Annotated in this window: 13 protein-coding genes; 7 read left to right on the top strand and 6 right to left on the bottom strand. The window is 61.0% G+C overall.

All coding sequences use genetic code 11. The annotated features are described in order from the left end of the window. Nucleotides 1-18 precede the first annotated feature (18 nt). Nucleotides 19-4,689, top strand: coding sequence for a dermonecrotic toxin domain-containing protein (locus QCBJ_RS16950; RefSeq protein WP_102061223.1), 4,671 nt, complete (start codon nt 19-21; stop codon nt 4,687-4,689). Here the strand turns inward: QCBJ_RS16950 and QCBJ_RS16955 are convergent. After that, entirely contained in the window at nt 4,659-6,209 is a 1,551-nt protein-coding gene (locus QCBJ_RS16955; protein WP_093544711.1) for a PLP-dependent aminotransferase family protein, read from the bottom strand. The genes QCBJ_RS16950 and QCBJ_RS16955 overlap by 31 nt on opposite strands. Nucleotides 6,210-6,296: 87 nt before the next feature. Here QCBJ_RS16955 and QCBJ_RS16960 point away from each other — a divergent pair, with 87 nt between their 5' ends. The 4 genes from QCBJ_RS16960 (at nt 6,297) to QCBJ_RS16975 (ending at nt 9,523) form a co-directional block, all read left to right on the top strand. Continuing rightward, nucleotides 6,297-6,935, top strand: a complete 639-nt coding sequence (locus QCBJ_RS16960; protein ID WP_015886596.1) for an FMN-binding negative transcriptional regulator — start codon at nt 6,297-6,299, stop codon at nt 6,933-6,935. After that, nucleotides 6,932-7,378: a GNAT family N-acetyltransferase gene (locus QCBJ_RS16965; RefSeq protein ID WP_102061224.1), complete on the top strand. Its 447-nt coding sequence runs from the start codon at nt 6,932-6,934 to the stop codon at nt 7,376-7,378. The genes QCBJ_RS16960 and QCBJ_RS16965 overlap by 4 nt, the downstream gene beginning before the upstream one ends. 10 nt (nt 7,379-7,388) lie before the next feature. Then, the gene (locus QCBJ_RS16970) at nt 7,389-8,069 is read left to right on the top strand and encodes a GNAT family N-acetyltransferase (RefSeq protein WP_102061225.1); all 681 of its coding nucleotides are present in this window, start codon (nt 7,389-7,391) and stop codon (nt 8,067-8,069) included. 158 nt (nt 8,070-8,227) lie between these two features. Next, on the top strand, nt 8,228-9,523 hold the full coding sequence (locus QCBJ_RS16975; RefSeq protein ID WP_093544722.1) for an autotransporter domain-containing protein: 1,296 nt from the start codon (nt 8,228-8,230) through the stop codon (nt 9,521-9,523). A gap of 76 nt (nt 9,524-9,599) precedes the next feature. On the opposite strand, the gene oadA is transcribed toward QCBJ_RS16975, so the two are convergent. Together oadA and QCBJ_RS16985 are read right to left on the bottom strand one after the other, a co-directional pair. Beyond that, nucleotides 9,600-11,408, bottom strand: coding sequence for a sodium-extruding oxaloacetate decarboxylase subunit alpha (gene oadA / locus QCBJ_RS16980; protein WP_015886599.1), 1,809 nt, complete (start codon nt 11,406-11,408; stop codon nt 9,600-9,602). 11 nt (nt 11,409-11,419) lie between these two features. Then, nucleotides 11,420-12,835 (bottom strand): acetyl-CoA carboxylase biotin carboxylase subunit, encoded by a 1,416-nt coding sequence (locus QCBJ_RS16985; protein WP_003213442.1) that lies wholly within the window; start codon nt 12,833-12,835, stop codon nt 11,420-11,422. Between the two features lie 195 nt (nt 12,836-13,030). Between QCBJ_RS16985 and QCBJ_RS16990 the strand changes: the two genes are divergently transcribed. Beyond that, nucleotides 13,031-14,005: a LysR family transcriptional regulator gene (locus tag QCBJ_RS16990; protein ID WP_015886600.1), complete on the top strand. Its 975-nt coding sequence runs from the start codon at nt 13,031-13,033 to the stop codon at nt 14,003-14,005. Here QCBJ_RS16990 and QCBJ_RS30440 read toward each other — a convergent pair. The 3 genes from QCBJ_RS30440 to QCBJ_RS17005 all read right to left on the bottom strand — a co-directional run bounded on the left by QCBJ_RS30440 (nt 13,935) and on the right by QCBJ_RS17005 (nt 18,288). Further along, entirely contained in the window at nt 13,935-14,132 is a 198-nt protein-coding gene (locus QCBJ_RS30440; RefSeq protein ID WP_079444958.1) for a PA3496 family putative envelope integrity protein, read from the bottom strand. The genes QCBJ_RS16990 and QCBJ_RS30440 overlap by 71 nt on opposite strands. Nucleotides 14,133-14,386: 254 nt before the next feature. Further along, the gene (gene hexR, locus QCBJ_RS17000; RefSeq protein ID WP_003177007.1) at nt 14,387-15,253 is read right to left on the bottom strand and encodes a transcriptional regulator HexR; all 867 of its coding nucleotides are present in this window, start codon (nt 15,251-15,253) and stop codon (nt 14,387-14,389) included. A 158-nt stretch (nt 15,254-15,411) separates the two neighbouring features. Further along, nucleotides 15,412-18,288 carry an EAL domain-containing protein gene (locus tag QCBJ_RS17005; RefSeq protein WP_046035797.1) on the bottom strand — a complete coding sequence of 959 codons (2,877 nt, stop codon included), beginning with the start codon at nt 18,286-18,288 and terminating at the stop codon, nt 15,412-15,414. A 247-nt stretch (nt 18,289-18,535) separates the two neighbouring features. Between QCBJ_RS17005 and uvrD the strand changes: the two genes are divergently transcribed. Then, nucleotides 18,536-20,719 carry a DNA helicase II gene (gene uvrD, locus QCBJ_RS17010; RefSeq protein ID WP_015886602.1) on the top strand — a complete coding sequence of 728 codons (2,184 nt, stop codon included), beginning with the start codon at nt 18,536-18,538 and terminating at the stop codon, nt 20,717-20,719. Nucleotides 20,720-20,791: the final 72 nt, after the last annotated feature.

Raw genomic sequence — 20,791 nt, forward strand, 5'->3', positions numbered from 1 at the left:
TGCGGCCAGGATGCCCTTATGAATGACACTGCACTGTCCCCCAGCGCCAACGATCTGCTGACTCAACTGGCCACCGGCCCCTCCCTGCGGGAGGTCGCGGCGGCGACTTTACGATCGGCGCTGGCCGAGCTGTACCCGGACCTTGATATCGACCCCAACCTGGCCATCCTGGTCACACCTCGCTGGCAAAGCGTCAGCGGTGAGGTGGTGCCCGACCTTCCGCACCTTCAATCGCTGGCCGGCGCACTGGCGCGCAGTGCGTTGACCAACGTCGCGCTGACCTGGATCGACGGTGAGCACTATCTGATCAATCAAACTCAGGAGCAGGCAAACACCCACGTTTCCGTCCAGGTTGACCGTATCGCGCAGTTGATCAACGAGTTGGCCCCCTTGCTGTTTGTCTCCTACCAGGAACAACAGCTCGATTTCTGGAACCAAAGCGGCGGCCAGAACGGGCCACGCTGGAAGACCTTGGCCCGCACACTGCGCAACCTCTGGAATGTACACACCGTCGATGACTGGGACGACGATGAGTGCGCCATGGCCAGGAACGTTTTTCATTACCCCGAATACGCACAGCGCCAGCCCCATGACAACTATGACGCCCACGTCTACCTGATTGATATGGATGAGCAAGCGGGTAGCGTCAGCAAACACCTCAATGTGACCTCTATGGCGCTGGTGGTCGGGCAGTTGGGCACACGGGAGCTCATCCTCGGTTACTCGATTGCCACCGGCTATAAAAAATTCAGCTCGATGAAGGCGTTTGGTGAATACCTGGCGCCCCATCCCCATTTATTCGCGGGGCGCGAAATCCATTGGCGACTGTTCGAGCCATCGGGCAATTTCTTTGAGTATCAGGCCAGTAGCCTGATCAGCCTGCAAATCGAAGCGCTGCGGCACATTGCCTTTGACGATGAGGACATCAAGCCACTTTCCCCGGCGGACAGTGCGAAGAAGGAACTCCACGCGTTCACGCAACAGGATCAATCCCGGCTTGGCTGGGCTCGCGACTCCCTGCCAGGATGGTTGCAGCAGGCCTCGTCACCCGACCAGTCGGCCTATGGTCGTTACATGATGGACTTGGCGGCCTTGAACCTGCAGGAGAACGGCAAAACCTATATGGATGACATTCCCGCCGTGGGTGATTTTGCCCGCGACGCATTGCGCACACAGATGATCAAGGACCACCCGGAGGCTGCCAACGTCAACCTGGAAAACGTGCAAATCGCCGTGACCAGCGCAGTGATCTGGGGCACGCTGGCCGTACCCGGCCAAACCCAGACGCAAACCTTCACGCTGACCGAGTTGGCCCTGGAAAACCTGATTGCCCTGCCGTTGGGTAACAAGGTCGTGATTTACCGTAACGGGACGGTGACGCCCATCTGGATGACGGCGCAATACTTGGAAAAACTGATTACCCAGGTCGATATCGGCAAACATTATCCCGCCCTGATCAAAAGCAAATTGCTGGAGGACCCTGCGCAGTCCTTGCGCCGGCAAAAACTCTACACCGAACAATTGCGCCTGCAACTGCCCTTGCTGGCCTTGCAGTACAAGATTCGCGGTCTTCACGGCCTGACCGAACAGGGTTATCGCTACGTGTGTGCCGTGATGAACACGGAGACTGAAAAGCAGCGGGTAGACGGTTACCCGGTGGTGATCCGCCCCCTGGCCCTGTACCCCAAGCGGCGCTTGACGACAGCCGTGGATACGGTCGACAACATGTTCATCATTGGCCCCCAAGCCCCGAAAAACGGCCCTTGCCTGCTCTATCGACCACTGAGCAATGAGCCGTTGATGGAGTTCGCCTCTGAAGCCAACCTGCTCTATGAAATCAAGCAATCAGCGACCTTGCGCCAGTCGATCCTCGCCTGGTTGCCCGACAAGGAGCGCACCGCTTACGGCCAGTTCGTATTCACCGGCACCCTGCCGTCCCCCTGGGTCTTTACCAGCCTGCTCAATGACCCACTCGATGCGCTGGTGATGACAGGGCCGATCCGTTTCGGCAATGAGGTGTTGCGCAATGACTATTTCGCGACGCTGTTCAAAACTCACGCGACGGCATTGGCAAACCTGGCCGACCGCCAGTCTGTCTCCAATGCCGAGGGCCGCTGGGAAAGCTTGAAGCACATGGGCTGGCAGATTTTTACCGCGGCACTGCCATTCATGGGGAAAACCGTCGGCGCAGCGTCCTGGATCTGGCAATTGATGGATGATCTGCAACATGTAGTGGATGCCAGAGAAATAAACGAGCGACCTGCCGAGCTCTCCGCCTGGGTGGATATATTGCTGACGCTGGGCATGGTGTTGACGATGCACATCAGTACACAACGACGCCCCAGCGCGGCGATCGAAAAAGAAACCCGCGCCTCTTCCGAGCCGGGCGAGTCGTCCGAGCCCTCCAAGCATCCCAAGCCGTCAGAACCCGCCGAACCGTCCAAGCCCCCACCCGCCATGGTCCTGATACAAAAACCGACGATCACGGCAGGTGAGCTGCCGGCGGACCATCAAGGTACGCTGCATGCCAGCGGCGCGCTGACTCAGTCCCGGCGCAATCTCGGAGCGATCCTGGATGCCCTCATGGTCGAGAAGCCATCATCCCTGAGCGAACAGTACAAGGAGGACACCGCCTACAAGCACCTCTACAGCGCAGGGGAACACTGGTATGCGCCGGCTGGGACTCGATGGTTTGAGGTTGATGTGGACGAAAACGATTCAGTCCTGATTGTTGATCCAAAACAGTCACAGCGAACGGGCTTTCCGCTGACCAGCAACCGTGCTGGCCAGTGGTTTATCGACATCCGGTTCCGATTGAAAGCCAGCGGGCTGCGACGCCTGCGGCAAAAGGGCCAGCGCCTGAAACCGCCGAAAATAAAAGACCTGCGCGAGCAGTTAAATAGCTTTGACAAGCAATTGATGCAACGGCACAGCGAGCTTGAGGCACTGCGCGAGGCCATCGCCGCAACGCCGGAGGACGCCCAGGAAGCGGCTCGAACCACCTACCTTGCCCAGGCGGACAATCACATCAAGGAACTCGACGTAACGATCTCCCAACTCAAATCGCTGAAGATCATCGACACCGTTCCCAATTACCTGGACGGGATGTACGAATACCTGACCAACCAGATTTTCGTGGCCCGCTCAGCCATCAACGAACAGTTGGACGGGTTCCAACAACAGCTACGTTCTGTCGAAGGGCAAATGGACCCCGATGACGATACGCTGGCGACACTCCCCCTCAGTACCTATCAAAAAGTCTATGAGGTCACCCAGGATATGATTGAACGCCTGACGTTCATCGAGACCCCTTTAAGGGAGATGCGGGAGCTCGGTGAAAGGGGTGTCAGGTTCGCCACTACTCATGGGCTCGGCCTGGCGAATGTGAGCCTCACTGACCTCAAAGCGTTCAAGATCAGCCTGAGTACCTTCCTATGCCTCAATGAGACCAAAACCGAGAGCTTGCCGGCGGCCAGGGAAGCGGTTGCGCGCATTATCGAAACCGCCGAGCTGGCAGTGCAAAGCCTGCGAGTCGCCCTGGACCCGGAGAATGAAGCCACTCAAGACCAGTTGATCGAAACCCTCGACAGCCTGGTAGACCAGTTTGCAAGCGTGGATCAGAACCTGGTGGAGTTGCCGGCCGACTTCCCCGACGACCTGCAAAAAAACCCATTGGCCAATCTGCGCAAACAAATCGATGAGTTCGCCCAAAACGCCACGCGAGAACTGACCGGCCTGCTGCGCGAACGCAAAGCCCAAACCCTGGAACCCATGCCTGGACCTTCCCGCCCCTCGTCCAGGGTCACGAAGAGAGTCATCAAGACGCATCTCAAGGGGATTGTCATCGGCGAAGAACGCCTGCCGGACGCCGAAGGCAGCACAGCGCTGGTGGAGGTAAAGGAGCCGCTGACCGGCAAGGTAATCGCCACGTTCCATGAAAAAGAGCCGGGCGTGTGGGTTGAACAACTACCCGCGGCGCGATCAACCAGCCGCACCCAGGCCCGCAACCTTAAACAGAGCACGACCCACGGCCAGGCCCTGCTGGACACGCTTGATGCCTTTATCACTCGCACGGAAGTGCTGTCCAACGAGGCGGGATGGCTGCCAGTAACCATTGAAGAGCGTATCAGCAACCGGATCGAACAGCTGATGCACGCCAGCCAGGAGATCGAAGAAGCACTGACCCTGAGCAATCTGACAGAAAGCACCACACACCCCTCAGCAATGCTCAACAAACGACTGTCCGCCGCGATCAGCAAGCTCCAGGGCGAACGCAAGCGCCTCCACATTCATATGCTCAAGACACGGCCACCCACCGCGGCTCATGTCGAGCTATTGCTCAAGGAAGGGGTGGTTACCATCAAACCGCCCACCGGTGCGCGCATCAAGCTCACCGGACGTCACTCAGGTTTCCTGCAGGAGTATCCCGTGGTGGATATCCAAACCAAGAAAACGTTGTGGTATGCCCACTTTCACTACACCGCGCTGACAGGATCAGAGGAGAACTTCACCGCTGCCCACCTGAAAACCCCAGACCAACGCGGCCTGGGCGGAAAATACGAGCGCAGGAACGACGCCAGCCGCAACAATATCAGTATCTACCGCAGTGAGATCAGCCCCCAACTGGCGCGCATGCTGTTCCTTAAAAGCAAGCCACCTCAGCCGGCGGTGGAAGAGCCCCAGGCCTGACGCAAGCGCGCCAGGGCCTGGCCGATGGCAACCTCTGGCACCGCGGCAAACCCCAGCACGAGGCCCGCACGCTGGTCCGGCGGTGTGCTGGAGCCTGCCAGCCAGTAACTGCTCAGGCCGTTGATTTCGACACCAGCAGCCTTGGCCTGCTCGAGCAATTGTTGCTCACGGGCCAGGCTGGCCACGCGTACCGTAAGGTGCAGCCCTGCGGCAACGCTGGGCAGGCTGGCGACCCCGTCGAGGTCACCCGGCCACCCGGCCAGGAGTGCGTTGCGTCGGCTCAACGCCGCGCGGCGCATGCGCCGGATATGTCGCTGGAAGTGCCCGGCGGCCATGAATTCGGCCATCACGGCCTGGGTGCTGACTTCTGAATGGCGCATATCCACCGCGCGCCGCCGGGAAAAGGCGTCGACCAGGCCCGGCGGTAATACCAGGTAACCCAGGCGCAAGGCCGGAAAAGCCACCTTGCCGAACGTGCCGACGTACAGCACGCGCCCGCTGCGGTCCAGTGCCGCCAATGGCGACAGCGGCGCGCCGCTGTAGCGGTATTCACCGTCGTAATCGTCCTCGATGATCCAACCGCCCGTGCGCTCGGCCCAGGCCAGCAGTTCGAGGCGCCGCGCCAGGCTCATCACCACACCCAACGGGTACTGATGAGAGGGCGTGACATACGCCACTCGGCAATCGCCCAGGCTGTTGAGCACCTGGCAATCGATGCCTTCACTGTCCACCGGTACACCGTGCAACCGTCCGCCTGCCAAAGCGAACGCATGCCCAGCCGCACGGTAGCCAGGGTTTTCCACCGCTACCCCATCTCCCGGCTCTACCAGCAACTGTGCACAAAGGCTGATTGCCTGCTGCGCCCCACTGGTGATCACTATTTGTTCAGCGGTGCATTGCATGCCCCGTGAGCTGCGCAAGTAAGCGGCGATCAGACCGCGCAGGCGACCGTCACCCGCCGGGTCGCCATAGCACAGCAGTTCCAGGTCCGGCTTGCGCCAGAATGCCCCATTCAGCTTGGCCCATACCTCAAAGGGGAACAGATCAAAGGCCGGCACGCCCACGCGGAATGCCCGAGGCGGACCCGAGGGAGGTAAGGCCAGGTGGTTGTTTTTGACCCTGGCCAAGCCCGCGCTGTGGATAACTTCATCGTCCAGATCTTCCGGCAAATCAGCCCATTTTGTGGATAAGGCTGGGGATAAGCCTGTTGACAACCCTGTGGATACTTTTGTGGATAGTTTTTTTGCCGTAGGCAATTGAGCGACATAAGTGCCATCGCCGACCCGGCTTTCAATAAACCCCTCCGCATACAGCTGATCGTAGGCGCGTACCACACTGTTGCGGGAAATCGACAACGCCGCCGCCAGGTCACGGGTGGCGGGCAGGCGCGTGCCACTGACCAGTCGTCCGTCCAGCACCCGCTGGCGCAAGGCGTCATACAGTTGGCGAGTCAGACCCTGACGGCGATCCAGCTCAATACCGGCGGGGTTGAATGACAGCGGCGCAGAGATGGGCGACATATTGGACCTATGAAATTGGTGCCAGATGGCTCTTACAACGAGCCATTAGCCTGCCTAGGATGCAGGCATTCGCCAAGGAATATTTCCATGTACACACCTCGCGCCTTCGCCCTCGACGATTTGCCCGAACTGCACCAATTGATCCAGCACACCCGCCTGGCGCAGTTAGTGACCGTGGGTGAACAAGGCCTGCAAGCCAGCCACTTGCCACTGCTGCTCAACCCCGATGAAGGTGCCAATGGCACGCTCTACGGACACCTGGCCAGAGCCAATCCTCAGTGGCGGGACCTGCAGAACGGCAGCGAAGCGCTGGTGATCTTTGCAGGCGCCGAGGCCTACATCAGCCCGGCCTTTTACCCAGCCAAAGCCGAGCACGGCAAAGTGGTGCCCACCTGGAATTACCTGGCGGTGCACGCCTATGGCAAGGCCGAGGTGTTTACCGACGCCGAGCGTTTGCTCAACGTGGTCAGCGCTCTCACTGATCGCCATGAAGGCAACCGCTCCCAGCCCTGGAAAGTCAGCGATGCCCCGGCCGATTACATTGAAAGCATGCTCAACGCCATCGTCGGCTTTGCCCTGCCGATCGAACGCCTGATCGGCAAACGCAAACTCAGCCAGAACCGCAGCCCGGCCGATATCGCCGGCGTGCGCGAAGGCCTGGCCGCCAGTAGCGACGTGCGTGACCAGACCCTCGCCCGCTTTATGCCCCAAGGAGCCTCAGAATGAGCCAGATCGACATCCGCCCAGTCACCGCCGCCGACCACGCCGCCTGGCTGCCGCTGTGGCAAGCGTATCTGACGTTCTACAACACCGAGTTGCCCGACGCCGTCACCCAAAGCACCTGGCAGCGCCTGGTCGACGCCACCGAGCCCACCCATTCGGCCCTGGCCTGGCAGGACGACAAGGCGGTGGGCATGGTCAACTTCATCTACCACCGCTCCAACTGGAGCATCGAGAACTCGTGCTACCTGCAGGACTTGCTGGTCGTCCCGACCCAACGTGGCACCGGCGTGGGCCGCAAGCTGATCGAATTCGTCTACACCACCGCCAAGGCTGACGGTTGCTGCAAGGTCCATTGGCTGACCCACGAGACCAACGCCACAGCGATCCAACTCTACGAACGCATTGCCGAACGTCCAGGCTTTATCCAATTTCGCAAAGGTCTTTAAGGAGCGCAGCATGACGACTTCTCTCGCCGACTGGAAAGGCGTTCCGGCGCCCACCGTTCAACGGCTGGAAGGACGGTTTATCCGTCTGGAAAAACTCGACCCCGCCCGCCATGGCGATGAGCTGTTCAACGCCCTGCAAGGCCCCGGTGCCGACCCCAAGCTGTGGGACTACCTACCTTACGGCCCATTCCCCGAACGCAGCGTCTTCAATGATTGGCTGAAGAATCACGCCGCGCACAGCGACCCGTATCTTTTCAGCGTCATCGACCGCGCAACCGGCCAGGTACAGGGCATCCTCAGCCTGATGTCGATCGTCCCGGACCACGGTCGCATCGAAATCGGCCACGTCACCTTCGGCGCCGCCATGCAGCGCTCGCCAAAAAGCACCGAAGCGGTCTACCTGCTGGCCAAGCACGCGTTCGACCAGGGTTACCGTCGCCTGGAATGGAAGTGCAACAACGCCAACGGCCGCTCCAAATACGCAGCCGAGCGGTTGGGTTTCAGTTTTGAAGGCGTGTTCCGCCAGCACACCGTGGTCAAAGGCAAGAACCGGGATACCGCGTGGTACTCGATCATCGACGCCGAATGGCCACAGGTTGCAGCGGGCTTTGAGGCGTGGTTATCGGAAGCGAACCAGCAGGGTGATGGGCAGGTGAAGTCACTGGCGCAGTGCCGGTCCCAACACCTCTGATCAATGAGGGAGCCACGCGTTGATCGCCCGCTGGCCGATGCGTTTTTAATCGCGCCGCACTAGAGAAAACTCCCGCAAACTGGGGGTCGATGACCTGACAGTTATCGCCCCGTCATCTCGCTAAATTCCCGGCCTCATTCATCAGAGGTTGGGATTTCATGCCTTTTACACCCCACAGATTCGCACTCGTCATTGCCCTTGCTCTCAGCACTGCCAGCCTTCAACCCGCGCATGCGCGTGGCGATATCGAATACAAGCCGTACCCGCATCCGTACTACGATGCGCAGCCCGATCCGTGGCCTCCTGTAGAACCCGAGATCGAATCAACGCCCCTCGACGGTTATCTCACCCAGAAAGCGACCTCGCGCAATGGCTTGCAAGTGGCCAAGGTGCTGGAGCCGGGATTGATTCGGTTACTGGAGTCCGGGGAACTGACGTCCGAGCAAATCAAAGCCCTTGAAAAACTCGGTGATGGCCTCGAGAAACAACCCGGCGGCATCGGTGCCAGCCTTGAGCAACTGGCCGGCAGCCAGAACGCCAACCTCGCCGGCGCAACGCAAAACACCACACAGCACCTCAGCAACCAATTGCTCTCGACCCTGCGCACACTGCCCGCTGACGACGAAGGCCACTTCTGGATTCAAGGTGTGGGCAACGACGGCAGCCTCGACAAGCAAGGCGGCAGCGCCGGTCTGAAATATGGCATCGACGGCCTGTTGCTGGGCGCCGACTGGGCACTGGATCACGCCTGGCGCGTTGGCATCATGGGTGCAAAATCCACCAGCCATTTGAATACCCAACGCTTCTCTGGCGACCTCGACAGCTGGCACCTGGGGGGTTACGCCGTACGCCAGGACGGCCCGATAGGCCTGCGCCTGGGGGCGATCTACAGCGACCACGCGGGGCAGAACAAACGCGACGTCAACCTGCTGGACTACAAGGAGCAACTCAAGGGCAAATACAACGCCCAAAGCCAAACCCTGTTTTCCGAACTGGGCTATCAACTGGGCAGCGCGGACCTCAGCGTCGAACCCTTCGCCGGCCTCGGTTTCCAGCGCTACCACCGCGACAGTTTCAAGGAAACGGGTGGCTTGACCGCGCTGAACGTCGGCGCACAAACCCAACAAAACCTCAGCACCACCTTGGGCCTGCGCCTGGCAACGGTGTATCGGTTCGATAACCAGATCAGCCTCACACCCCACCTCAGCACCGGCTGGAAACACCTCTACGGCGGAGTCGACAGCCAGGTCCGCCAATCCTACCGCGCCCTGCCGGGGCTGGTTGACGGCTTCACCGTCACCGGCACCTCGCTGGACCGCAATAGCCTGGACCTTCAAGCCGGGCTCGACCTCGCCTTGTCGGCACAACACACCGTCGGCCTGACCTACAGCGCGCAGGCCGGCACAAACAGTCGCAACCAGGGCTTGATGGGGCAGTGGAAGATCAGCTTCTAACCCCACCAAATTGCGCACGAAAAAAAAGGGGGGCACCTGCCCCCCCGAGGATTAAACGGTCGTGTCGAAGGCTGGATCAGCCTTCGATTTCAATCAGGATTTCGCCAGGGTTGACCCGGTCGCCCTTGGCCACATGAACGGCAGTCACCTTGCCGGCAATCGCTGCCTGCACTTCGGTTTCCATTTTCATGGCTTCGGTAATCAGCACGGCCTGGCCGGCCTTGACCACGTCACCTTCCTTGACCAGCACGTCGACGATATTGCCCGGCATCGCGGTGCTGACATGGCCAGGCTCGGTGGCGTGCTTGCGCTTGCTGCCGCCACTGCTGACGAATTCGTTGAGCGGTTCGAACACCACTTCTTCCGGCATGCCGTCGATGGACAGGTAGAAGTGGCGCTTGCCTTCGGCCTTCACGCCGACACCGGTGATGTCCACGCGGTAGCTTTCGCCGTGTACGTCGATGACGAACTCGGTCGGTACGCCTTCGCCACCGGCACGCGCCACGCCGCCGGCTTCTGGGATCGGCAACAGCACTTCAGGGGCCAGGGTGCCGGCGTCGCGCTCTTCGAGGAACTTGCGCCCGATGTCCGGGAACATGGCGTAGGTCAGCACGTCTTCTTCGGACTTGGCCAACGCGCCGATTTCGCCGCGCAGTTTGGTCATTTCCGGCTTGAGCAGGTCGGCCGGGCGTACGTCGATCACTTCTTCGCTGCCGATAGCCTGGCGACGCAATTTCTCGTTCACGGTGCCCGGCGCCTTGCCGTAGCCGCCTTGCAGGTACAGCTTCACTTCGTTGGTGATGGTCTTGTAGCGCTCGCCGGCCAACACGTTGAAAAACGCCTGGGTGCCAACGATCTGCGAGGTCGGGGTGACCAGCGGCGGGAAGCCGAGGTCTTCGCGTACTCGCGGGATTTCGGCCAGCACTTCGCCCATGCGGTTGAGCGCGCCTTGCTCTTTCAATTGGTTGGCCAGGTTGGAAATCATCCCGCCCGGTACCTGGTTGACTTGCACGCGGGTGTCGACGGCGGTGAATTCGCTTTCGAACTGGTGGTACTTCTTGCGCACGGCGTAGAAGTACAGGCCAATCTCTTGCAGCAGTTCCAGGCTCAGGCCGGTATCGAACTCGCTGCCTTTAAGGGCGGCGACCATCGACTCGGTACCGGGGTGGCTGGTGCCCCAGGCGAAGCTGGAGATCGCCGTGTCGATGTGGTCGGCACCGTTCTCGATGGCCTTGAGTTGGCACATCGCGGCCAAGCCCGCCGTGTCGTGCGAGTGGATAAAGATCGGCAGGTTTTGCTCGGCTTTGAGTGCCTTGACCAGCTCGCCGGTGGCGTACGGAGTCAGCAGGCCGGCCATGTCCTTGATCGCAATCGAGTCGCAACCCATGGATTCCAACTGCTTGGCCTGGGCCACGAACGCCTCGACGGTGTGCACCGGACTGGTGGTGTAGGCGATGGTGCCTTGGGCATGTTTGCCGGCAGCCTTCACCGCTTCGATGGCCACGCGTAGGTTACGCACGTCGTTCATGGCGTCGAAGATGCGGAATACGTCGATACCGTTGACGGCAGCCTTGGCCACGAACGCCTTGACCACGTCATCGCTGTAATGGCGATAGCCCAGCAGGTTCTGGCCACGCAGCAGCATCTGCAAGCGGGTGTTGGGCAACGCGGCGCGCAGTTTGCGCAGACGCTCCCACGGGTCCTCCTTGAGGAAGCGCACGCAGGCGTCGAAGGTCGCGCCGCCCCAGACTTCCAAGGACCAGTAGCCGACTTTGTCGAGCTTGTCGCAGATCGGCAGCATGTCGTCGGTGCGCATGCGAGTGGCCAGCAACGATTGGTGGGCGTCGCGCAGGATGGTGTCGGTTACGAAGATTTTTTTAGACATTGGAATGTTCCTCACAGGCCTGCGTGGGCGGCGATGGCGGCGGCGATGGCCAGGGCCAGCTCTTCGGGTTTGCGCTTGATCGAGTAGTTGGTCAGCTCAGGGTGGCTTTCCACGAAACTGGTGTTGAACTGGCCGCTGCGGAATTCCGGATTGCGCAGGATTTCCTGGTAGTAGGCGGCGGTGGTCTTCACGCCTTGCAGGCGCATGTCGTCCAGGGCACGCAGGCCGCGGTCCATGGCCTCTTCCCAGGTCAACGCCCACACCACCAGTTTCAGGCACATGGAGTCGTAGAACGGCGGGATGGTGTAGCCGGTATAGATCGCCGTGTCGGTACGCACGCCGGGGCCGCCGGGTGCGTAGTAACGGGTGATCTTGCCGAAGCTGGGCAGGAAGTTGTTCTTCGGGTCTTCGGCGTTGATACGGAACTGCAACGCGAAGCCACGATGCTGGATATCTTCCTGTTTCACCGACAGCGGCAGGCCCGAGGCGATGCGGATCTGTTCGCGGACAATGTCGATCCCGGTGATTTCTTCAGTGATGGTGTGTTCCACCTGCACCCGGGTGTTCATCTCCATGAAGTACACCTCGCCCTCGGCGAGCAGGAACTCCACGGTACCGGCGTTCTCGTAGCCCACGGCCTTGGCGGCTCGCACCGACAGGTCGCCGATGTAGGCGCGCTGTTCCGGGGTCAGTTGCGGGCTTGGGGCGATTTCGATGAGCTTCTGGTTACGGCGCTGGATCGAGCAATCGCGCTCGAACAGGTGCACCACGTTGCCGAAGCTGTCACCGAGGATCTGCGCCTCGATGTGCTTGGGATTGACGATGCATTTTTCCAGGAACACTTCCGCCGAACCGAACGCCTTGGTGGCCTCGGAAATCACACGGGGGAAGGCTTGTTCAAGTTCTTCACGGCTGTTGCAACGACGAATGCCGCGACCGCCACCACCGGAGGTGGCCTTGAGCATCACCGGGTAACCAATACGGTCGCCTTCGGTGAGGGCCTCAGCGATGTCGGCGACGTTGCCTTCGGTGCCCGGCGTGACCGGCACACCGGCCTTGATCATGCTGCGGCGCGCTTCGGTCTTGTCGCCCATGCGGCGGATGACTTCGGCCGAGGGACCGATGAATTTGATCCCGCGTTCGGCGCAGATGTCCGCCAGTTCGGCGTTTTCCGACAGGAACCCGTAACCGGGGTGCAGTGCATCACAGCCGGTTTCCACGGCGAGGTTCACCAGCTTGCGCGGGTTCAAGTAACCGGCCAGGGGCTCGGCACCGATGCTGTGGGCTTCGTCGGCACGCTTGACGTGCAACGCGTGGCGGTCGGCGTCGGAGTAGACCGCGACCGAGCGAATGCCCATCTCGGCGCAGGCACGCACGATTCGTACGGCAATTTCACCACGGTTGGCGATCAGGATCTTTTTTATCACTTGGAAATTCCCTTGAGCCGATTGCTGCGTTCTTCGACCCTATGAATCCGGGTCGGCGCGTGACCAAATGTTTCATGACAGTCGCGAGACACACACTAAGCCCGCCAAGGGATTAACAAAAATCAATAATTATTGGGTCGTGCATAAGTAAAGACTTATAGTTGGCCGCACAGCCTGGGGCGAGAGGATTAAAAAATGCGTAAGTCATTGATGCGACTGACATTGCGTCAATTGCAGATCTTCCATGAGGTGTGTGACTTGCGCTCCTACAGCCGCGCGGCCGAGGAAATGTCTCTCACACAACCGGCCGTTAGCCTGCAAATTCGCCAGCTGGAAGAGCTGATCGGCCAGCCGTTGTTCGATTACGTCGGCAAAAAGCTCTACATGACCGAGGCCGCCGAAGCCCTGCAACGGGCCAGCCGGGATATTTTCGGGCGCCTGGAAAACCTCGATATGCAGCTCTCGGACATGCAGGGCTCGTTGCAAGGCCAACTGAAACTGGCGATTGAGTCCAGCGCCAAGTATTTCGTGCCGCACCTGTTTGCCGCCTTCAAGCGCCAGCATCCGGAAGTGCAATTGCACCTCACGGTGGTTAACCGTGCCCAGGTGATCCGCCGGCTTTCGGACAATCGCGACGACCTGGTGATCATGTCGATGGTGCCCCAGGACATGGGCTTGGAGTTCCTGCCGTTCCTTAACAACCCAATCGTTGCCGTGGCACCGCCCGACCACCCGCTCAGCCTTCAGGGACCGCTGCGCCTGCAGGACCTGGAACCTTACACACTGCTGCTGCGCGAACCGGGTTCCGGCACGCGGCTGGCTTGTGAGGAATATTTCAAGGAAAAACGCGTGCACTTCACCCAGACGGTTGAAGTCGCCTCAGCCGAGGCGCAGCGCGAATGCGTATGCGCCGGGCTGGGCGTGGCCTTGTTGACGCGTCACGCGGTCAACATGGAATTGGCCACCGGCGGGCTCAAGGAGCTGCCGGTGGAAGAGCTGCCGCTGTACCGCAGCTGGTGCCTGGTGCAGGCCAAGGCCAAGCGCCTGTCACCAGTGGCCCATGCGTTCCTGGGCTTTATCCGCAGCGAGCGGGTGCAGATCAGCGCGCTGGCTGAGCGCTTCGCTGGGCAGCCGCGGGTGCCTGCCAGTGGAGTTCCGGGTAGTCCGTGATGCTCTGGAGCAGTTGGCGCTGATCACAGCGGTCTTCGATTGCGCGACGGAACGCCATGCGGCGCTGGTCTTCCTGTTGACGACGGGTCTTGACGGAGCTGTTGCTGTCTTCGTAGGGCCGGGCCATTTGGAGTCTCCCAATGCGAGTACGGGGAGTACAGGATGGCCTTGGGGAGTTACGGTTTGGCGGCATAGGCATGACAAAAGGGTGAACATTGATCCGTGTTGAGCGGGCTTGCCCCGCGCTGGGCTGCGAAGCGGCGCCAATCCGGCCACCGCGTTCCTTCAGATAAAACGCGGTGGCCTGTTTTAGGGCCGCTTCGCGCCCCAGCGCGGGGCAAGCCCGCTCACCACGACAGCCCGCCACACGCAAAACTGCAATCAGTCGTCGAGGGCTTTGACGGATTTGGGCGACAGACGCAGGCTGCGCAAGCTGCGCTTGACGCTCTTGAGGTGGTTGACCAGGCTTGGCCCGCGCGCCATGGCCACGCCCATGGCCAGCACGTCGATCACCACCAGGTGGGCGATGCGCGAGGTCAGTGGCGTGTAGATCTCGGTGTCTTCATGCACATCGATGGCCAGGTTGACCGTGGACAGTTCCGCCAAGGGCGTCTGGCTGGGGCACAGGGTGATCAACGAAGCGCCGCTCTCACGCACCAGGTTGGCGGTGATCAGCAGGTCTTTGGAGCGGCCGGACTGCGAGATGCAGATGGCGACATCGGTGGGCTTCAAGGTCACCGCCGACATGGCCTGCATGTGCGGGTCACTGTAGGCCGCTGCGGTCAGCAGCAGGCGGAAGAATTTGTGCTGGGCGTCGGCCGCCACTGCGCCGGATGCACCGAAGCCATAGAACTCAACGCGCTGGGCCTGGGACATGGCCGTCACGGCCTTCTGCAGCTCCACCGGGTCGAGCTTCTCGCGCACTTCCATCAGGGTGTGCAGGGTGGTGTCGAAGATTTTCAGGCTGTAATCGGCAACGGAATCGTCTTCATGGATCGCAAATTGCCCGAAGCTCGCACCGGCGGCCAGGCTTTGGGCCAGCTTGAGTTTCAAGTCCTGGAACCCGGAGCAACCGATGGCGCGGCAGAAACGCACGATGGTCGGCTCGCTGATGCCCACGCTGTGGGCCAAATCGGCCATGGAACTGTGCATCACAGCCGCAGGGTCAAGCAGCACGTGATCGGCAACCTTGAGTTCCGATTTGCGTAACAGGTGGCGCGACTGGGCGATATGTTGCAACAGGTTCAAAGGACAGGACTCTTGTTATGGGCAGGGCCAAGGATGTAGCAAGCTTGTAGTTATACTACAAGAATTGCCGTTTTGCCCGTCCGACGCGTCACTAAATCGCCCTGCCCGCCTTTGAATTTAAGGGCAGCCAAGTTGTAGCCACAGGGGCGACCTTGGCATCACTCAGGAAAATCTGCATTTTTCCGTAACAAATCTGCCAACCCTTCGGCCTGCATTGGCCGGCTGATCAAATAGCCCTGCACTTCATCACACCGCTCACCGCGCAGGAAATCCAGCTGCTGCTGGTCTTCCACACCTTCTGCCACCACCTTGAGTGCCAGCCCATGGGCCATGGCGATAATTGCGCGGGTGATGGCCGCGTCTTCACGCCCCTGCCCGAGTCCACGAATAAAGGTCTGGTCGATCTTCACGTAGTCCACGGGGATACGCTTGAGGTAGCTGAGGGACGAATAACCGGTGCCGAAATCGTCGATGGCCAGCTTCACGCCCAGGTCGCGCAGTTGCTGGAAGGTGGCGATGATGTGTTCGACGCTGTCGAGTAACTGGCTTTCGGTCAGCTCCAGCTCGAGGTATTGCGGGTCCAGGCCGGTTTCCTCAAGCACTTGGCGCACCAGGCTGACCAACTTGCCTTGACGCAGTTGGTGCACCGAGAGGTTCACCGACACGCGAATCGGCGCCAGCCCCTGACGCTGCCATTCACACGCCTGCCAGCACGCCTCGCGCAGCACGAATTCGCCCAGCGGCACAATGAGGCCAGTCTCTTCGGCCAGGCCGATAAAATCCCCCGGCGGCACCATGCCCCATTGCGGATGCTCCCAGCGGATCAACGCCTCGGCCGCATTCAGCTTGCCGGTGGCCAGGCATAGCTTCGGTTGGTAGAACACTGAGAGCTGACGTTCTTCGATGGCCTTGCGCAGGTGGTTTTCCAGCTGCAAGCGCTCCAGGGTGCTGGCTTGCAAGCTGTCGGTGTAGAACTGAAAGTTATTGCCGCCCAAGTGCTTGGCGTGCTGCATGGCCATGTTCGATTGACTGACCAGCGCGGAAATCTCCCGCGCATTGTCCGGTAACAGGCTGACACCCATTGAGGCACTGACCACCAACTCATGCCCTTCCACCGTCACCGGCACCCGCAGTTTGGCCAGCAGCCGCGTGGCCACGCGCGCCAGGCTCGACAGGTTGCCATAGGCGTCGAACAACACAGCGAATTCATCCCCGGACAAACGCGCAATGGTGTCGGCCTCGGGCAAAGCGTTAATCAGGCGACGCGCCATTTTTTGCAGCAATTGGTCGGCAACTTCATGGCCGAGGCTGTCATTGAGTAACTTGAAGCGGTCGAGATTGATGTGCAGCAGCGCCAGGCTGCGCCCGCCTTGGCGTACACGCTGGTGAGCCTCGCGCAGCCGTTCGCGGAACAGCGAGCGGTTGGCCAGCCCGGTCAACTCGTCGTAATGAGTGAGGTAACGCATACGTTCTTCGGACTCACGCCGCGCCGAGAGATCGGCGAAGAACCCCACGATATGACTGACTTTTCCTCGAACATCGCGCACCACATTCAATTGCAGCCACTGCGGGTACAGCTCGCCGTTCTTGCGCGTCTCCACCAACTCGCCCTGCCACGTACCGTGGCTTAGCAACGCCTGGCGGATCACCGGAAAGTGGCGGCGGGCATCGCGGCTGCTGGGCAGCTCCACCACATTGCGGCCAATCATGTCGTCGGTTTCAAAGCCCGTGACACGGCTGAAGGCCTGGTTGACGGCAATCAGCACGTAGTCCGGGTCGAGGATCACAATGCCCTCGCTGGCGGCTTCAAAGACGGTCGACGCCAAACGCTGCTGTTCCTCCAGGGCCTTGCTGGCGCTGATATCACGGCGTGTACCGAGCATGCGCGTGACGCGGCCGCTGGGCGCACGCTCCACGGCACGGCCACGGTCTTCGATCCACACCCAGTGCCCATCGCCATGACGCACGCGGTATTCCACTTGGTAGTCCTCGCTGCGACCCTTGAGGTGCTCCACCAGGGCACGCTTGAGCAGCGGCAGGTCTTCGGGGTGCAGGCGTGGCTTGAGGTGACCGAGCATCGCCGTGACGTACTCAGGCTCCAGGCCGAACAGCTCCTTGAGCTGGGTGTGGTGGACTTCGTCGGTTTGCAGGTTCCAGTCCCACAGGCCCAGCTCGCTGGCTTGCAGGGCCATGGCCAGGCGCGCCTCGCTTTTATTCAGGGCCTGGCTGGCAGCGTCCAGCTCCTGGCTACGCTGTGCCACGCGGTCCTGCAGGCCGACCTGGGCTTCGCGCAGTTCCTGCTCGACCTGGCGGCGTTGTTCGACTTCGCGCACCAACTCCTGATTGAGTTGCTCGCTGCGCTGCTGTGCCTGTTGCAGATGCTCGATCAACGCCTGGTTCTGGAAGCGTCGCAGCAGCCCGCGCTGGATCAGGCGATTGACCTGCCACGCCACCAGGCTCAAGGACGCCAGCAGGATCAGGCCGAGTACGCCCCAGCCACGCTGCTGCGGGTCACCGCTCCAGAACAGGTAAATGATGGACGGCACCAGGCACGGCAAGGCGAACGACAAAAAGGCCGGCACGCTCACGGCGTAGGCCACGCTGGCCGACAGTGTCGCGGCGCCGATCAGGCCGAACACCCAGGCCTGCTGCATAAAGCTGCCCGCCGGCACCAGGGCGATGGCGGCGGTGGCCAGGGTCAGGCCGCTGACCGCCGAACCGAGCATGAACATGCGCCGCCACACCGGCTGGGCCTGGCGACTGGGCATGGCCGAATCAAACGCGGCCACTTGGATCACGCGCATCGCCACCAGGGCCAGCAGCCAGACCAACCAGATGCTGTCCAACAGGTATTGCTTGGGGTTCCAGAGCAGCCAGGCGCAGACCAGGCCATTGACCAACATCAACAGGGTCGGCAGCAGCGAGCCCTGATACAGCAGGCGTGTGCGCTCGACCGCCATCTCGGTGGCGTAGTGTTTGCGAAGAACCTGCGCGGGCGCCGCCGAGGGGCCAAACAGGTCGGTGCTGAGGGTCATAGGCAGTGTTCTTATAATGGTGAGCCCGAAACGTCGACGGAGCATACACAAGCAAACGCTTGGGCCAAACTGCTCTACGTCATAAAAACGGCATGCTCATGCGCCGCAAACTTCGGGACCAGACGGCTTGAGCGAGACGCTGCGCGGGCTGTGGCCATTGACCAACCGGTCATCACCCTGATTGTTTTCCGTCGACCACCCGGCATTGGTATTTGCCCCACTCCCCCGTGGGCCATAGAATGCGCCGATGCGCGATGATCTCTCTCTTTTGCTGAACTCCCTCAACGATGCCCAACGCCAGGCCGTAGCCGCCCCCGTTGGCCGTCAGTTGGTCCTGGCCGGTGCTGGCTCCGGTAAAACCCGAGTGCTGGTGCACCGTATCGCCTGGTTGATCCAGGTCGAGAACGCGTCCCCGCATTCCATCCTGTCGGTGACCTTCACCAACAAGGCCGCTGCCGAGATGCGCCACCGCATCGAGCAGTTGATGGGCATCAGCCCGGCCGGCATGTGGGTAGGCACCTTCCACGGCCTGGCGCACCGCCTGTTGCGGGCGCACTGGCAGGAAGCGGGCCTGAGCCAGACCTTCCAGATTCTCGACAGCGATGACCAGCAACGCTTGGTCAAGCGGGTGATCCGCGAACTGGGGCTCGACGAACAGCGCTGGCCAGCGCGCCAGGCCCAATGGTTTATCAACGGCCAGAAAGACGAAGGCCTGCGCCCGCAACATATCCAGGCCAGCGGCGACTTGTTCCTGGCCACCATGCGCAGCATCTATGAAGCCTACGAGGCCGCGTGCGTACGCGCCGGGGTGATCGACTTCTCCGAGCTGCTGCTGCGCGCCCTCGACCTGTGGCGCGACAACCCGGGTTTGCTGGCCCATTACCAGAAACGCTTCCGCCACATTCTGGTGGACGAGTTCCAGGACACCAACGCCGTGCAGTACGCCTGGTTGCGCCTGCTGGCCAAAGGTGGCGACAGCCTGATGGTGGTGGGCGACGACGATCAGTCGATCTACGGCTGGCGTGGCGCGAAAATCGAGAACATCTACCAGTATTCCGAAGACTTCCCGGACGCCGTCACCATCCGCCTGGAGCAGAACTACCGCTCCACCGCCGGTATCCTCAAGGCGGCCAACGCCTTGATCGCCAACAACACCGGGCGCCTGGGCAAAGAGCTGTGGACCGACGGCGGCGAAGGCGAAGCCATCAACTTGTACGCCGCGTTCAACGAGCACGATGAAGCGCGCTACGTGGTGGAAACCATCGAAAGTGCATTGAAGACCGGCCTGGCGCGCAGCGATATCGCCATCCTGTATCGCTCCAACGCCCAATCGCGGGTCTTGGAAGAAGCCTTGCTGCGCGAACGCATCCCGTACCGCATCTACGGTGGCCAGCGCTTCTTCGAGCGTGCCGAGATCAAGAACGCCATGGCCTACCTGCGCTTGCTGGAAGGCCGCGGCAACGATGCGGCGCTGGAGCGGGTGATCAACATCCCGGCCCGTGGCATTGGCGAAAAGACTGTCGAAGCCATTCGCGACCACGCGCGCCATGCCGATGTGTCGATGTGGGAAGCCATGCGCTTGCTGATCGCCAATAAAGGCCTGACCGGCCGCGCCGCCGGGGCGCTGGGTGTGTTTGTCGAACTGATCGAGAACCTCGCCGCCAAGTGCGCGGAAATGCCTCTGCACTTGATGACCCAGACCGTGATCGAGCAGTCCGGGCTGATTGCCTACCACGAAGCGGAAAAGGGCGAGAAAGGCCAGGCCCGGGTAGAAAACCTTGAGGAACTGGTCAGCGCCGCCCGTGCGTTCGAAAACACCGAGGAAGACGAAGAGCTGACCCCGCTCGCCGCTTTCCTCGGCCATGCGTCGCTGGAAGCCGGCGATACCCAGGCCGATGAGCATGAAGACAGCATCCAGTTGATGACCTTGCACAGCGCCAAGGGCCTGGAGTTCCCGTACGTGTTCCTGGTGGGCATGGAAGAAGGCCTGTTCCCGCACAAGATGAGCCTGGAAGAGCCGGGCCGTCTTGAGGAGGAGCGCCGCCTGGCCTACGTGGGCATCACCCGCGCGATGCAGAACCTGGTGATGACCTACGCCGAGACCCGACGCCTGTACGGCAGCGAGACCTACAACAAGGTGTCGCGTTTCGTACGTGAAGTGCCGAAGGGGCTGATCCAGGAAGTGCGCTTGTCCAACAGCGTCAGCCGCCCGTTCGGCGGAGGTCAGCAGCAGAACTCCAGCAGTATGTTCGCCGGTTCCGAGATTCCGGAAACCCAGTTCAGCCTTGGCCAGCAGGTCAGGCATTCGGTGTTCGGCGAAGGCGTGATCCTCAACTTCGAAGGCGCCGGTGCCCAGGCGCGGGTGCAGGTGAATTTCGCCGAAGGCAGCAAGTGGCTGATGATGGGTTACGCGAAGCTCGAAGCCATCTGACTGTGGCGAGGGAGCTTGCTCCCTCACCCCAACCAGCCCCTCTCATGAAACACTGCGTTACATGAAGATCAT

It is taken from the genome of Pseudomonas sp. QC2 (assembly GCF_002859085.1).
GTDB classification, from domain to species: Bacteria; Pseudomonadota; Gammaproteobacteria; order Pseudomonadales; family Pseudomonadaceae; genus Aquipseudomonas; species Aquipseudomonas petroselini.

Bases quoted from the DNA above. Each gene is read 5' to 3' on its own strand.
- QCBJ_RS16990 (WP_015886600.1), top strand. From the start codon at position 13,031: ATGCGTAAGTCATTGATGCGACTGACATTGCGTCAATTGCAGATCTTC.
- QCBJ_RS16960 (WP_015886596.1), top strand. From the start codon at position 6,297: ATGTACACACCTCGCGCCTTCGCCCTCGACGATTTGCCCGAACTGCAC.
- QCBJ_RS16955 (WP_093544711.1), bottom strand. From the start codon at position 6,209: ATGTCGCCCATCTCTGCGCCGCTGTCATTCAACCCCGCCGGTATTGAG.
- uvrD (WP_015886602.1), top strand. From the start codon at position 18,536: ATGCGCGATGATCTCTCTCTTTTGCTGAACTCCCTCAACGATGCCCAA.
- QCBJ_RS16950 (WP_102061223.1), top strand. From the start codon at position 19: ATGAATGACACTGCACTGTCCCCCAGCGCCAACGATCTGCTGACTCAA.
- QCBJ_RS16975 (WP_093544722.1), top strand. From the start codon at position 8,228: ATGCCTTTTACACCCCACAGATTCGCACTCGTCATTGCCCTTGCTCTC.
- QCBJ_RS16970 (WP_102061225.1), top strand. From the start codon at position 7,389: ATGACGACTTCTCTCGCCGACTGGAAAGGCGTTCCGGCGCCCACCGTT.
- QCBJ_RS30440 (WP_079444958.1), bottom strand. From the start codon at position 14,132: ATGGCCCGGCCCTACGAAGACAGCAACAGCTCCGTCAAGACCCGTCGT.
- QCBJ_RS16965 (WP_102061224.1), top strand. From the start codon at position 6,932: ATGAGCCAGATCGACATCCGCCCAGTCACCGCCGCCGACCACGCCGCC.
- QCBJ_RS17005 (WP_046035797.1), bottom strand. From the start codon at position 18,288: ATGACCCTCAGCACCGACCTGTTTGGCCCCTCGGCGGCGCCCGCGCAG.
- oadA (WP_015886599.1), bottom strand. From the start codon at position 11,408: ATGTCTAAAAAAATCTTCGTAACCGACACCATCCTGCGCGACGCCCAC.